We start from the raw sequence: 14,214 nt of genomic DNA, 5'->3' as shown, positions 1-14,214 counted from the left end.
GGTACTGGATGTAAAAAAAAAATTAATGCACACGTGAAAAAAATGATTTAAACCTCATAATGAAAGCGCTATAATTTGATGTAACACCAAGAAACAAAGGGGGAGCGCTATGAAAAAAGGCAAAATGTTCTACACCATTTTTATTACGATTCTGGTTCTGGGAATAGGGCTGGTGGCCAGCTTCGGCAGCTACATTTATTTTACAACAATTAGCTCCGTTGTGGAGAGAGTTTCCAATACCAAGCAAAGCTATATGGCGCAGATGAGAAACAGTCTGGAGCAGAAAATCCAAACCATTGAATATGCTTTTAATACGTACAGCACAACCAGCTCGTTTAATGAGGTTGTAAAGCATCCCATTACCGAAAAGGATTTTATAGCATATAGGAATGTGAATACACAGCTCAATTATATTGCAACGATGGGATTGGAAGGAACGGAATATTCACTGATCAGTCTGGACCAGAATTGGAAAGTCTCCAATGGCAGCCTGTCCTATTTGACAAAAACAGAACGGGAAAAACTAATGAATACGTATATCGATGAACAGGATAAGGGATTATTCTGGATTAAAACAGATAAAGGAATTCGTTTTGTGAATACCTTGCCTGTATTCTCCAAAAAGAAGCAAGCGATTGCTTTGTCCGATATATCGCTGCAGACCCTAAATCGCACCATTCAGACAGAGGATCATATGCCCGTCTTCATTCTGAATAATCAAGGCGATTTAATGTACGAAACTCAGCCTATACAACAGTTACTGTCTGCTCAGCAGCTCAGGCATATTTCAGAAGTTACGGCCAAATCTGACAACACCGGCATGCTGACATTGGAAAAAGGCAATCATCAGCCAGCAAGGCAAGTCATTTATGCCAAATCTGCTTATAACAATTGGACTTACTTAACGGTATTAGACAAAAATGAAATAGCGAGTGCATTTCAAACGACTAAATTTGGGATCATCATGATGGGGCTAGTGCTAGCACTTTTAATTGTAGTGGTAGCATATGTTATTGCTATTTTCTTCACCAAGCCATTCCAGAAGATCAAGCACAGCCTGCCCAAAAACCCCGATTTTACGCTCAAAAATGAGCCTTCCAAAAATGAAATTGACTGGATCATTCATTCCATCGACACCATCGTCACAGAAAAGGAAAGTCTGGAAGTCCTCATTCAGTCCGAGATGCCGCAGCTTGAAATCCAGTTGATTCTCAACCTGTTCCGCAAGCGTATTACTGCAGAGGAGCTGGCACGGAAAATGCCGCGTCTCGGGTATTCGCAGCTGGAGAATCAAATGTACATTACGATGCTGATCCAGCTGGATAATCTGGGAGATCGCGAGCCGTCAGATAAAGATGTGTTACTGCTGGCTATTAACAAAATCGTGGAAGAAACGATTCCTGAACAGCAGCGCATGCTGCCCATTATTTTGAATGACGACACCCAGGCGACCATATTGATATTGAGCGACAAGAACGAGCATGAAATAAGAAAGCAATTGCTGGATGATGCGAGCTTGTTGATTCGGACGGCCAAAGAGTATTTGAACGTTTCCATCAGCATCGGCATGAGTACAGCGTATAGCAACTTGCTGGAAAGTAAAGAAGCATGCGAGATGAGCAAGCAAGCCTTGCATCATCGTTTAAATTTAGGCAAAGAGTCAATTATTTTTTATGAAGATATTTCCATGGTCATTTCAGGTCCAGTGCTGCTTCATTATCCTGCGGACTTGGAATCGCAGCTATTTGAAGCCATCCGAATAGGGGATGAAGAGCAGGTATATCATACGGTCCGTTCTTTATTGGCGGAAATGATGAAAAAGAATAATCATTCCATGAACTTTGAGGTACTGCTGGTACGGTTTGTGAATAACCTCATCCAATTGGAACAGCTGTTGGGAATCGAGGTGTTGCTGACGCAAGACAATCATGCCCTGTACCATCGTCTGCTGGACATCCGAAACCCTGAAGAGATTGAACGCATGCTGGTGGAGCAAATTATTTTCCCTATGGTAAAAAGCATGAAGGAGAAGACAAACCAGCAATTCCGATCTCTCTCGGAAAAAATTGCCGCTATTATCCGCGCTGAATATGACCAGGAATTATCTTTGGAACTGATCGGGGACCGGCTGCATTACAATCCGAATTATTTAAGCAGTATTTTCAAAAAAGAATACGGAACGACGTTCAGCGAGTACCTGATGGGCTACCGGCTGCAAATGAGCAAGAAATGGCTTGTTGAGACAGATATGACGATTAAAGAAATCGCCGGGCGCTTGCAATATCATAATTCGCAGAACTTTATTCGCTCGTTCCGGAAAAAGGAACAAGTTACACCGGGGGCTTACCGCAAGATGAAGCAAGCCAATTGACCGGAGCAGCGGCACAAGCCGGAGGCAACTTATCCTTTTACCGCCCCTAACAAAGCCCCTTTAACAAAGTGCTTTTGTACAAATGGATACACGATTAGCATAGGCACGGTTGCAATGACAATGACCGCCATCTTAATCGTCTGCGCAGGCGGGATGACATCAACCGCGGTTCCTTCTGCCTGCATACCGCTGGAAACGATTACAATTTGGCGGAGCAAGACTTGGATTGGCCATTTAGCAGAGTCATTGATATACAAAATCGCATGCATATACGTATTCCAGTATGCTACCGCGTAGAAAAGGGAAATGGTTGCAATAGAAGGCAAGGCGAGCGGCAGCATGATTTTAAAGAAGATACCAACATCGTTACACCCGTCCATTTTGGCGGATTCCTCCAAATCATCCGGCAAAGCCTGAAAAAAGTTGCGCATGATAATCAGGTTTAATGCATTAATGGCGACGGGAAGAATCAAGGACCAATACGAATTGATGAGCCCCATGCTTTTTACAACCAGGAATGTCGGAATCATCCCCCCGCTAAACAGCATCGAAAACACAACAATGAAGTTAATGGTATTTCGGCCAAGCAGGTATTTTCGGGATAATCCATAGGCCATAAAAGCGGTAAAAATCATACTTACGACTGTACCGACGATGGTTACGCCGACCGAAACTCCGAGCCCTTTGAAAATCGTCGGAGTTGACAGAATGTAGCGATAAGCATCCAAAGAAAATGTAACAGGGAATAGAATGAATTTTTTGGCTACCACTTCCTCGGTTGAGGCAAAAGAGCTGGCGATGATATTCAAAAAAGGCAAGAGACAAGTGAGGGCAATGAGAACCAATAGTGTACTGTTTATAATGTTGAACATACGACTGCCCAGCGATTCTTTTTTTCGTAATTTTTGCGCCAAGTGATTGACCTCCTCGTAATCGTTTACATGTAAACCTTATCAAGAGGAAGAAATTCCGTATATAATCAAATCTTGAGATGTTAGCCAAATGTGGAAAAAAGAGAGTAATCATTAAGTTATGTAGTAATCATTAGGTAAGATGAATAGCGTGAAAAGCAGGCTGTACACACAAATTTGAAAACGCTATCATTTGGTGATTATATGCGGAATGCCGAAAATCACGTACTCTTGAAAGCGTATACAGGAACGTTTCAAGGAGGTCGAGTTAATGAACAAAAGAACGACGGAAAACCTTTTACGTATGCAAAAATACATGCTGCTGTATCTGATGGTTTTGCCCGGGCTGGTTTACTTCATTATTTTTAAGTACTTTCCCATGGGCGGCTTGGTCATTGCGTTTCAGGATTACCAGGCCTTTCAGGGGATCACGGGCAGTCCGTGGGTAGGAATGAAACATTTTAACCGTTTATTTACCGAGCCCACGTTTTTCATGCTATTGCGCAATACACTTATTTTATTCGCGTTGAACATTGTTATCTTTTTCCCATTACCCATCATTTTGGCACTGATGCTGAATGAGGTCCGGAAGCTGTTTTTTAAAAACATTATTCAGACCATTATTTACATCCCGCACTTTATGTCATGGGTTATCATTGTCTCAATTTCTTATGTATTTCTTACGGTCGACGGCGGGGTGCTGAATGAAATGATTGCCGCGCTGGGCGGGGAGAAAATCAGCTTCTTGACTTCTCCGGAATGGCTGCGAACCGTCTATATGGGGCAAGTCATCTGGAAGGAACTCGGCTGGTCTACCATCATTTATTTATCGGCAATCACAGTGGTCGACACGCAATTGTACGAGGCGGCAGAGATGGATGGCGCAAGCCGCTTGAGAAAAACATGGCATGTCACCCTGCCTGCGATCCGCCCGGTCATTATTACGCTGCTCATCTTGAAAATCGGCAGCACGCTGGATTTGGGCTTTGAGCATATGTATTTGCTCTTGAACTCATTAAACCGTGAGGTTGCCGAGATTTTTGATACCTATATCTATACCGCCGGCTTAAAGAATGGACAATTGAGCTTCAGTACGACGGTCGGACTGTTTAAAGGGGTCGTAGGATTAATTCTGATTATGTTCTCCAATCGGCTGGCCAAGAAATTTGGCGAAGACGGCGTTTACTAATGACGACGGGAAGGATGCAAAATGGTACGGTTTGTAGAAAACATGAACAAATGGTGCATGCGCCTGCTCCGGCTGGTTTACCTTAACCTGCTATGGACAGTTGCGACGATCCTGGGCTTGGGCTTGATCGGCGTCGGGCCTGCAACGGTCGCTATGCTTAGTATTTTAAGGCAGTGGATTCGCGGCAATGAGGAAGTAGCCATTTTCTCAACATTTATACGCTACTTCAGAGAGAGCTTTAAAGAAGCAGCGATGATTGGCGGACTGTACAGCCTTGTGGGCTACGTGCTCTACGTGGATATAGTCAATGTCTCATCCTGGCATGTTCGTGTCGTGACGCTGATTGGAGCCTTGTTGTATCTCATCTCCTTGACTTACATTTTCCCGTTGCTGGCTCACTATGACTGGAAAGGCATCAAACTGAAAATCAAAATGTCGATCGTCATTGGATTTTCCTATTTACAATATACACTTGTTCTTTTTGTAGCCATTGTCGTGCTTTTTGCCTTGATTTTCGGCTTGTACCCCGGAATTCTGACTTTTGCCGGAGTGAGTATCCTCGGTTATCTCGTGATGTGGATGACACATCAGGTGTTCAGCAAAATAGAGCGAGAGGTTCTGGTAAAAGAGGAAGATATGGCATAAATATGAATAAGAAAAGGAGCAAACACGATGAAAAAGGGAATCAAGATGAAAAAAAGCGTATCAGGCCTACTGGCTGTGCTTATGGTCATGAGTGTCTTTTTAGCTGCTTGCGGTGACAAGGGGGCAGAGGATCAAGGCAGCCAGACCTATAATCCGAAATCGAGACTGGAATTTACCTGGTTAAATGTATTGCACACAGCTTCTCCGCCGACAGAAACGATTAAAAGTAAAATCGAAGAATACACCAATTCCAAAATCACCTTCAACTGGGTGCCGGATGCTTCCAAAGAAGAGAGAATTACGACGGCCCTGGCTTCCGGTGAATTGGCTGATATGGTGACTTTGACGATGTTGACAAACTCTTCAGTACGGAGTTCTTTAAAATCGGGGCTATTCTGGGATGTAGGAAAGTATTTGGATGATTATGGAAATTTGAAAAAGATTCCACCAGAAGTGCGGGAGGCCGCTTCCATTGAAGGTGTGCTGTATGGAGTTCCGTTCCAGAAGAACCTGGCCCGGGCGGGGCTGGTGATTCGTCAGGACTGGCTGGACCGCTTAGGTCTGAAGGTACCGACGACACTGGATGAGCTGTATGAAGTTGCGAGAGCGTTTACAGAGGATGATCCGGATGGCAATGGCAAAAATGATACGACCGGGTTTGTTGACAGATCCGATCTGCGCTACAGCAGCTTCAAAACGTTAAGCTCCTACTTTGGTACACCCAATGGCTGGAAAGTAGATGAAACCGGAAAGTTTACGCCGGAATTTGATACTCCGCAATATATGGAAACCTTAAAGTATTCCCATAAGCTATACGAAAACGGATATCTTTCCAAAGACTTCGCTGTCACCGCCAAAACGGACCAGCAGCAGCAATTTGCTCAAGGGAAAGCAGGTATCTATACAGGCATGATCGATATCGCCAACCTCAGAACATTGTCCCAGGGATTGCAGAAGGGATTGAAGCTGGTACCCGTAAACAAAATTTCGAACGGAGATGGCAAATACCACGTATGGTCTGAGGGAAGCGGGGTAGGAGGTCTGCTGGCATTCCCTAAATCTGAAGTGAAGACGGAAGCTGAGCTTAAAAGACTGCTGCAATTTGTAGATGACCTGATTGACAAGGATGTATATATGTATATGACCGGCGGAATTGAAGGCACACACTATAAGCTCGACAAGGACGGGGCCTTCAAAATTATGAATACAGATTTGTGGCAGGCGGACGTTCAGCCGTTTTCAAGCTCCAGACCAAGTGAAGTGACCTATAACCTAAAAGATGCCAATCCGGAAAAGGAATTGGCTAACCAATTAGTTCGGGAAAATAGTAAATTTGCTGTGCTGGATCCAACGGTGCCGCTGGATTCAGTCACGGCCAATGAACAAGGAACAGAGCTGGAGAAAATCATTACCGACGCCTCCTTCAAATTTATAATGGGTGAAACAGATGAAGCCGGGTTTAAAGCAGCTGTAGAAAATTGGAAGAAATCCGGTGGGGCACGAATAACCGCTGAGTATGAGGAAGCATATAAGAATACGAAAAAATAAGGATATAGGTTGAACATCTATAAATATTTTCGTATTCACAAAAAATGAAGACAGGAGAGGACGACATGCAAGCATATAACATTATTGATTATGGGGCCCCGCAGGATGGTACGACGCTGGCAACAACAGCGATTGCAGAGGCCATTGCTGCAGCCAGCCATGCCGGGGGAGGAACGGTTGTTATTCCTTCCGGTACATACCGGACAGGGGCTATTATCCTTAAAAGCAACATTGAACTGCATTTAAGCCCTGGGGCCATTCTTTCTTTCAGCACAAATCCGGCGGACTATCCTGTGGTGGAATCCCGATGGGAAGGGGTTCAGCGGGAAGTACATGCTTCGTGTATTTACGGGCATAACCTCGAAAATATTTCAATTACAGGCAGCGGAACCCTGGATGGAAATGGTCAACCGTGGTGGGAAAAGCACCGGAACCACCCGGAGGAATTGCAGTATCCCAGACCGAAATTAATCAGCTTTGACCGTTGTCAGCGGGTCACGATTAAAGATGTTGCCATGAAAAATTCCCCGAGCTGGACTGTAAACCCTATCGCCTGCTACAACGTCACGATTGACAACTTGTCTATTCTTAACCCGGCGGACTCCCCTAATACCGATGGCATTAATCCCGAATCCTGTTCCAACGTGCGTATCAGCAATTGCAATATTGATGTGGGCGATGATTGTATTGCGATCAAAGCAGGAACCGAAGATACGCAGGAGCGGATTCCATGTGAAAATATTACGATTACCAATTGTACGATGGTGCATGGCCATGGTGGCGTCGTGCTGGGAAGTGAAATGAGCGGAGATATTCGCAATGTGACGATCAGCAACTGTGTGTTCAAGCAAACAGATCGGGGCATCCGCTTGAAATCCAGACGAGGACGCGGAGGAATCATCGAGGATATTCGCGTCAGCAATATTGTAATGGAAGAGGTCATTTGTCCGTTTATTCTGAACCTGTATTATTTCTGCGGGCCCCGGGGGAAAGACAAATATGTCTGGGACAAAAATCCCTATCCGGTTACCGATGAAACCCCGTGCTTTAGACGCATCCATTTTGCCGATATTACAGCACGTCAGGTTCATGCAGCTGCCGGGTTCCTATACGGACTTGCAGAACAATACATTTCTGAAATTACATTTTCCAATATCGATATTTCCATGGCGAAAAATGCGATTCCCGGCCGCCCTGCCATGATGACAGGAATTGAGGACATGAATAATCGCGGCTTTAATCTGGGAAATGTGAAAGACATCCGTTTCCAGCAGGTGACAATTGAGAATCATGAGGGTCCTGCCTTCTATATTGAAAATGGGGATGACGTTGAGATCAACCGTTGTCATTCGAAAAATACAGCCCGGCCCGAAAAGCTGATCGAACAAGTAACGGTAGCGCCCTCCAGCCAAAATATTTTGAACTAGACAGGAGCTGAAAGGAGGAAAAACGTGGATAGGCTGCAAGCATTGTTAGGAGACCTCCCGGAAGATCGTCCTGTGACAGCAACTTTGCTAAAGCAAGAGGAAAAGGAGGGATATCGGCTGGAATGTCTCCTGCTAGATATGAACGGGGTCGAGCCTGTACCCGCTTATGTGGCTACCCCTTTACAGGGGGATGGTCCGTTTCCATTGGTCATTTTCAACCATTCGCATGGGGGCAATTATACGAACGGACGCAAGGAATTGATCTATAGCAGCTCTTATTTGCAGCAGCCCTCGTTTGCATCAGTCCTGGCAGGGATGGGGTACTGTGTGTGTTCCATTGATATGTGGGGATTCAATGAACGCGGAGGCAAAACCGAGAGTGAGCTGGTCAAGGAAATGCTCTGGCAAGGGCAAGTGCTGTGGGGCATGATGCTGTACGATAACCGTCGTTTATTGGATTATATGTGCCAGCGTGAGGATATTGATGCTTCCCGCATCGCGACGATTGGCATGTCAATGGGGGGATTGATGGCGTGGTGGCTGGCCGCCCTGGATGAGCGGATACAGGTCACTATTGATATTTGCGGACAGGTCGATGCCCATACGCTGATCGCCAAAAGAGGCCTGGACCATCATGGCTTCTATTCCTATGTTCCAGGTCTGTTGAAGCATTTTACGACCCTCGATATTCAAAAGCGGATTGTGCCCCGCCCACGTATGAGCATAACGGGCCGAAATGATCGGATGTGCCCGATTGAAGGGGTCGAGCATTTGGCAAAAGGGCTACAGGAAGCTTACCGAGAAGCAGGTCACCCGGAGCATTGGCAGCCTGTCATTGCAGGCGGCGGACATATGGAGACGTTGGAAATGCGAAGGGCGTGGCAGGCATTTTTAGCTGAACACTTGTAAATGGAATGAAAGGATCGGGTAACCATGCTGGTAGGAAAAGAGTCCTTCTGTGATTTTCATACGATTCAGGAGGCGATTGATGTACTGGAGCAGTCGCCTTCCAACGAAATGGCAATGCTGACTATTTTATCGGGTACCTATGAGGAAGAGGTACGGATTTACCGTTCATACCTGCATATCATAGGTATTGGGCAGGTTGATATTCGTATGCACCGGTATGCCAAGGAGCGGGATGAAGCAGGGGAGGAGATCGGGACTTTTGCGACACCCACTTTATTTTTAGGGGGCAGCCATCTGATCCTGGAAAATCTCACGATTTCCAACACGGCTGGACAGGGAGAAGCCATTGGGCAGGCGGTTGCCGTGTATGCTCACTGTGATAAAACGGTGTTTAGAAACTGCACCTTTAAAGGGCACCAGGATACGTTATTTACGGGTCCCCTGCCCCCGGCTCCGAAGGAGCGATTGAAGTTTGGCGGAATCCCTTTAAAAGAGCATCACGCTCACTATCGCCAGCTCTATCAGCATTGCTATATGGAGGGGACGGTGGACTTTATTTTTGGCGGGACTACCGCTTATTTTGAGGACTGCGAAATTCACAGTTTGCGCCATCATAAGAACGAAACGAGTTATGTCACAGCCGCCTCTACACCGCAAGGGCAAGCGTATGGCTATGTATTCTACCGCTGCTATTTAACCGGCGAGCCGAACATGACCCCGGTATTTTTGGGCCGTCCGTGGCGTGAGTATGCCAAAACGGTGTTTGTCGATTGTAAAATGGGCGAGCACATTGATCCACGCGGCTGGGACAATTGGGGTAATCCTGACAACGAGACTACCGTTTGTTATCAGGAATACGGTGGTTCCGAGGCCGATTTGCTACGCGGCCAGCGCGTTCCGTGGGCGGATTGTTTTGAAGCAGGGACAGAAGCGTGGAGCAAGGAGCAGGTTTTTGATGGGGTTGCATTTTGGAGATCTTTTGACAGATCAGGTTGACTTGAGAGGTAATCCGAAGAATTGCAGCATTTGGGCGCCGCAGCCTGAGCTACGCGGATAACCTTTTTTATCTGCTCTATACGGATGTAAAAAGCACCAAACGCCCGTTCAAGGATGTTCTTTTACGCTGATCCCGCAAGTGATCAGGCTTCAGGGGGAAAATTTGTAGGCATTGCCGCTCACGATATGCAACAATTTCAAGGCAGCCATGTTGATTTCTCCCATTTCCGGTATTATAGAAAAGATCATCTGTCCTCCTAAAATGAGCTGTAAAACGGGATATAAAAAACGAATCATTGACAGTCATGATGTATAACCGACATGATGCGGTAGTTAAATTGTTAAAGCATCTTCACCGGTGCTTTTTTGTTTTTTATGTGTTTACTCTTTCACGCTATATTCTCGCAAAATCTCCAGAAAGACGCTGGTCGCTTTTGTCTCGAATACGGCAGAAGGGGTCAGAAAAGAAAATTTCCGAATGACCGGGAGATTACGAATTTCTAATATTTTTAATGTCCCCAAAGCAAGTTCCTTTTGAATCGCCCATTGGGACAACAACGAAATGCCCAGGCCTGCTTCTATAGACTCCTTGATAATTTGTGTGCTGCCAAAATCCATTACATGAGAAGGGGAAAACTGAAATCTTGCAAACATTTTTTCAGCCGCTTCCCGGGTTCCAGAGCCTTCCTCCCGCAGAATCCAGATGTCCTCCTGCAGCTCGCTTAAATCCAGTTGAGGTTTGCCTGCCAGCCGGTGATTTTGCGGAGCGACAATATACATTTCATCATCAGCAAATGATTCAATATATAAATGGTCATGCTGAAATTCCCACTCAATGATTCCTACATCCAGTTGATTACGGAGCACCAGTCTTTCGATTTCCTGGGTATTGCCTATCGTAATGGAGGGCTGAATGAGCGGATATTTCATTCTCATCTTGCCAATCATATGTGGCAGGACATACTCGCCATATGTGTAGCTTGCACCGATAGACAGGCTTCCTTGTGCTTTATTCATCAGCTCGTCTACCAAATATTGCATTTGGGTGTTCAGGCGGATCATCTCCTGGGTATGATGATACACAATTTCACCGGCTTTGGTTAAACGTACATATTTGTTGCTTCGTTCCAGCAGACGGGCTCCAACGGTTCGTTCCAGTGTTTGAATATATTGGCTTACAGCAGGCTGGGTCATATGTAATGCTTCGGCAGCTCGTGTGAAGTTTTGCTTCTCCGCAACCATAACAAATACGATAAAAGATGGATCCATAGCCTATCCCTCCAAGTTCATTATAAGTATTTGCTTATTATCATTATTATAATGAATTATTTTTCTTATGACAAAATACATATTAAGCTGGATGCATGTAGAATTGGAGGGAGTCACCTTGAACAGTCATTCAAAACAGATCAATTTATTATCCAATAGGGAGCGATATATCCGATGTGTATTAGGCATCGTGTTAACGATGATATTCGCGTTGGCGGGATACGCGCTGAATGAATTGCCAGGCTTTCATTATGTAGGCCCATTGGCTTGCGCCATGTTTCTCGCTGTCTTGTACCGGCAGCTGTGGGGCTATCCTGAAGCTGTGCGCCCGGGGGTAGAGATTTCGGCCAAACAATTGCTGCGAGGAGCTATTGTACTCTATGGGCTGAAGCTCAATATGGATGTTATTCTTCATCAAGGGCTGGGGCTGCTCCTGCGTGATGCAGGCATTGTTGTATTTGCGATTCTGCTTACGATTGGGCTGGCCAAACGCTTTAAGGCGGATGCTTCCCTGTCGCTTCTTCTCGGTATTGGCACAGGAGTATGCGGTGCAGCAGCCATTGCGGCTGTTTCTCCCCTGCTGAAATCCAAAGATGAGGATACGGCCATTGGAGTTGGGCTCATCGCCTTGGTTGGAACCGTCTTTTCTATTTTATTTACAGTACTACGCCCCTGGGTTCCTTTGACGGATATGCAATACGGCGTCTGGTCAGGCAGCAGCTTGCATGAAATTGCGCATGTGGCCCTGGCTGCGGCTCCTGCCGGACAGAATGCTCTTGCAGTGGCTTTATTAGCCAAACTGGGGCGTGTGTTTTTGCTAATACCACTCAGCTTTATTTTAATGTACTGGATGAAATGCACGGGAAAACTCCGCCCGGATGCAAAAGTGGCGTTTCCCTGGTTCCTCATTGGCTTTATCGTTACAAGCATGCTGGGCAGCTATGTTTTCGGGAAATATATAGCAGTTCCTTCCAGTCTGATGAACGGGCTTTCTCAGGCTACTACATTTATGCTCACGATGGCTATGGTGGGCATGGGGCTGAATGTAAGCTTCAAGGCTTTGCGGGAGAAAGCACTGCTTCCCTTGCTGGTGCTGTCTGTCACTTCGATCATCCTTGCAGGCGTCACCTTTTTCACCGTGTGATTTAAGAGGGAGAATCTTTATTTTTATGTACTCTAAATGCTAGTAAAAAAGCCGATAGGACGCTGCCTGCTGTATTGCAGGCGGCGTTTTTTTAGTATAGTGAATGAGTAAGTCTGAAATATATGCTAAACTAATCGTAACTTTTTATCTCCTGTTCGCGTCTATCCAAATAAAAGAGTCGAAGGATCATAGATTATAGAATGATAAGCGAAAATTTAGAGAATGGTAGGGTACATATGAAGAATATTCGTTGGTTTGCTTTTTTGTTTTTGTTTCTGCTTGCATTTCAGGGAGAAAGTCAGGCTGCATCTTCAAGTGCGCATATACAGTTGGATGGCAAAGATATAGGCGCCGCCAAGGGAGCACAGATTCAGGAAGTAAAAGGTAATGTGCTGGTCCCTCTGCGTCTCATTGTGGAGGAATTAGGCTATAAGGTCAATTGGGAAGCCAAGACAGGTACTGTAACGATAAAGAATCAAAATAAGAATCAGAATCTCAGTCTTCAGGTGAACAACCCCATCGCCACTGTTAACGGTCAGCAAATGGGATTGGCCGTAGCCCCGCTGCTGACGGGAGGGACGACTTATGTTCCGCTTCGTTTTGTATCTGAACAGACCGGGTTGGGTGTGACCTGGAACAATGAGCTTAAAACTGTGCTCCTGACTACTCCATCTACTTCTAGCGGAAAAAGCGAGTCTTCGCGCGGCAGCTCCGCCACTCAGACTGCTGCGAATGCAGAGGAGAGTACAGGTGCGGTGATTAGCCAAATCAGCTTCACTAATCATCAGCTAACCATTGCGGTGAATGGAAAAGTAACCCCCAAAGTAACTACGTTAACTAACGCAGACCGTATTGTCGCAGACATTCCTGATGCCAAACTTTCTAATGATTTTCTATCATCTCAACCATTGGATAGAGGCGGACAAGGAGCTTTTTCAGTCACCGATGATCCGGATGTGACACAGGTCAGATACTCTATCTTTAGTACAAGCCCGGCTTCAGTACGTATTGTGATCGATCTGAATAGCAGCACCTCTTATCATGTACAGAATGCCGATGACGGTAAGGTTGTTATAGCATTGGATCAGAAATCAGATGAAACGGCACCTACACCTACCGAGCCTGTTACATCTACTTCGCCTGCTGAGCCAACCATTGCTTCTAACGGTCATGCACAGGGAATTGACGTCTCCCACTATAATGGCAGTATCGATTGGCAGCAAGTGGCGGCGTCAGGCAAGACTTTCGCTTTTATTAAAGCAACGGAAGGGACAAAATATCAAGATAATCAATTTTTAGTGAATGTCCAGGGAGCCAGAGATGCCAACATATTGGTTGGCGCTTATCACTTTTTGAACGCGACTACTGTAGATGGAGCACGTCAGGAAGCTGCTAATTTTGCCAGAGCTATAGAATCAGCAGGGGGCCGGCTGGATCTGCCGCTTGTGATGGATTATGAGAATAATCCCAAAGGTATAAGTACAGTACAAATTAATGAAGTGGCTCATGCATTTTTGGATGAAGTGAAGAGGCTTACCGGACGTCAGCCCATTGTATATACGGGCAATGTGTTTGCCTCCAAGTTTGACCCTACATTTTCTGTGTATAAACTTTGGGTAGCCAGATACAGCACTACTCAAAAGCCAACGGCAGTTCCAGCCTGGAACAGCTGGTGGGCTTGGCAATACAGCAGCACCGGAAGTGTTCCGGGTATTAATGGTGCAGTGGATTTGGATGAATATAACGGAACGATAGATGAACTGCGTGCTTCACTGGCGGCAGAACTTGAATAACAGGATGCATCA

General features: G+C 45.7%; 11 protein-coding genes. 9 read left to right on the top strand and 2 right to left on the bottom strand.

Annotated elements, in window-relative coordinates; translation table 11 throughout:
• Nucleotides 1-109 precede the first annotated feature (109 nt).
• Nucleotides 110-2,371, top strand: coding sequence for a helix-turn-helix domain-containing protein (locus JO375_RS11085; protein WP_229524523.1), 2,262 nt, complete (start codon nt 110-112; stop codon nt 2,369-2,371).
• 29 nt (nt 2,372-2,400) lie between these two features.
• On the opposite strand, the gene JO375_RS11080 is transcribed toward JO375_RS11085, so the two are convergent.
• Nucleotides 2,401-3,243, bottom strand: coding sequence for a carbohydrate ABC transporter permease (locus tag JO375_RS11080; RefSeq protein ID WP_229524783.1), 843 nt, complete (start codon nt 3,241-3,243; stop codon nt 2,401-2,403).
• Between the two features lie 310 nt (nt 3,244-3,553).
• Between JO375_RS11080 and JO375_RS11075 the strand changes: the two genes are divergently transcribed.
• From JO375_RS11075 to JO375_RS11050, 6 genes are all read left to right on the top strand, one after another.
• Nucleotides 3,554-4,471 carry an ABC transporter permease gene (locus JO375_RS11075; protein ID WP_229524522.1) on the top strand — a complete coding sequence of 306 codons (918 nt, stop codon included), beginning with the start codon at nt 3,554-3,556 and terminating at the stop codon, nt 4,469-4,471.
• A 21-nt stretch (nt 4,472-4,492) separates the two neighbouring features.
• Nucleotides 4,493-5,116, top strand: coding sequence for a YesL family protein (locus JO375_RS11070; protein ID WP_322098722.1), 624 nt, complete (start codon nt 4,493-4,495; stop codon nt 5,114-5,116).
• 27 nt (nt 5,117-5,143) lie between these two features.
• Nucleotides 5,144-6,664: an extracellular solute-binding protein gene (locus tag JO375_RS11065; RefSeq protein ID WP_229524520.1), complete on the top strand. Its 1,521-nt coding sequence runs from the start codon at nt 5,144-5,146 to the stop codon at nt 6,662-6,664.
• A 65-nt stretch (nt 6,665-6,729) separates the two neighbouring features.
• Nucleotides 6,730-8,091 (top strand): glycoside hydrolase family 28 protein, encoded by a 1,362-nt coding sequence (locus JO375_RS11060; protein ID WP_229524519.1) that lies wholly within the window; start codon nt 6,730-6,732, stop codon nt 8,089-8,091.
• Between the two features lie 24 nt (nt 8,092-8,115).
• Nucleotides 8,116-9,000 carry a dienelactone hydrolase family protein gene (locus JO375_RS11055; RefSeq protein ID WP_229524518.1) on the top strand — a complete coding sequence of 295 codons (885 nt, stop codon included), beginning with the start codon at nt 8,116-8,118 and terminating at the stop codon, nt 8,998-9,000.
• Nucleotides 9,001-9,024: 24 nt separating this feature from the next.
• Complete coding sequence (locus tag JO375_RS11050; RefSeq protein ID WP_229524517.1) at nt 9,025-9,996, top strand: pectinesterase family protein; 972 nt, start codon at nt 9,025-9,027, stop codon at nt 9,994-9,996.
• A 381-nt stretch (nt 9,997-10,377) separates the two neighbouring features.
• On the opposite strand, the gene JO375_RS11045 is transcribed toward JO375_RS11050, so the two are convergent.
• Complete coding sequence (locus JO375_RS11045) at nt 10,378-11,265, bottom strand: LysR family transcriptional regulator (RefSeq protein WP_229524516.1); 888 nt, start codon at nt 11,263-11,265, stop codon at nt 10,378-10,380.
• A 118-nt stretch (nt 11,266-11,383) separates the two neighbouring features.
• Here JO375_RS11045 and JO375_RS11040 point away from each other — a divergent pair, with 118 nt between their 5' ends.
• Nucleotides 11,384-12,409: a YeiH family protein gene (locus JO375_RS11040; RefSeq protein WP_229524515.1), complete on the top strand. Its 1,026-nt coding sequence runs from the start codon at nt 11,384-11,386 to the stop codon at nt 12,407-12,409.
• A 236-nt stretch (nt 12,410-12,645) separates the two neighbouring features.
• A complete protein-coding gene (locus JO375_RS11035; protein WP_229524514.1) occupies nt 12,646-14,202 on the top strand; it encodes a GH25 family lysozyme in 1,557 nt (518 codons plus the stop codon).
• Nucleotides 14,203-14,214 lie beyond the last annotated feature (12 nt).

The sequence above is a fragment of the Paenibacillus farraposensis genome, from assembly GCF_020736845.1.
In the GTDB taxonomy this organism is placed as follows: Bacteria; Bacillota; Bacilli; order Paenibacillales; family Paenibacillaceae; genus Paenibacillus; species Paenibacillus farraposensis.
This window is presented reverse-complemented; position numbering and strand designations above follow the sequence as displayed.

Bases quoted from the DNA above. Each gene is read 5' to 3' on its own strand.
- JO375_RS11085 (WP_229524523.1), top strand. From the start codon at position 110: ATGAAAAAAGGCAAAATGTTCTACACCATTTTTATTACGATTCTGGTT.
- JO375_RS11080 (WP_229524783.1), bottom strand. From the start codon at position 3,243: ATGTTCAACATTATAAACAGTACACTATTGGTTCTCATTGCCCTCACT.
- JO375_RS11075 (WP_229524522.1), top strand. From the start codon at position 3,554: ATGAACAAAAGAACGACGGAAAACCTTTTACGTATGCAAAAATACATG.
- JO375_RS11070 (WP_322098722.1), top strand. From the start codon at position 4,493: ATGGTACGGTTTGTAGAAAACATGAACAAATGGTGCATGCGCCTGCTC.
- JO375_RS11065 (WP_229524520.1), top strand. From the start codon at position 5,144: ATGAAAAAGGGAATCAAGATGAAAAAAAGCGTATCAGGCCTACTGGCT.
- JO375_RS11060 (WP_229524519.1), top strand. From the start codon at position 6,730: ATGCAAGCATATAACATTATTGATTATGGGGCCCCGCAGGATGGTACG.
- JO375_RS11050 (WP_229524517.1), top strand. From the start codon at position 9,025: ATGCTGGTAGGAAAAGAGTCCTTCTGTGATTTTCATACGATTCAGGAG.
- JO375_RS11045 (WP_229524516.1), bottom strand. From the start codon at position 11,265: ATGGATCCATCTTTTATCGTATTTGTTATGGTTGCGGAGAAGCAAAAC.
- JO375_RS11035 (WP_229524514.1), top strand. From the start codon at position 12,646: ATGAAGAATATTCGTTGGTTTGCTTTTTTGTTTTTGTTTCTGCTTGCA.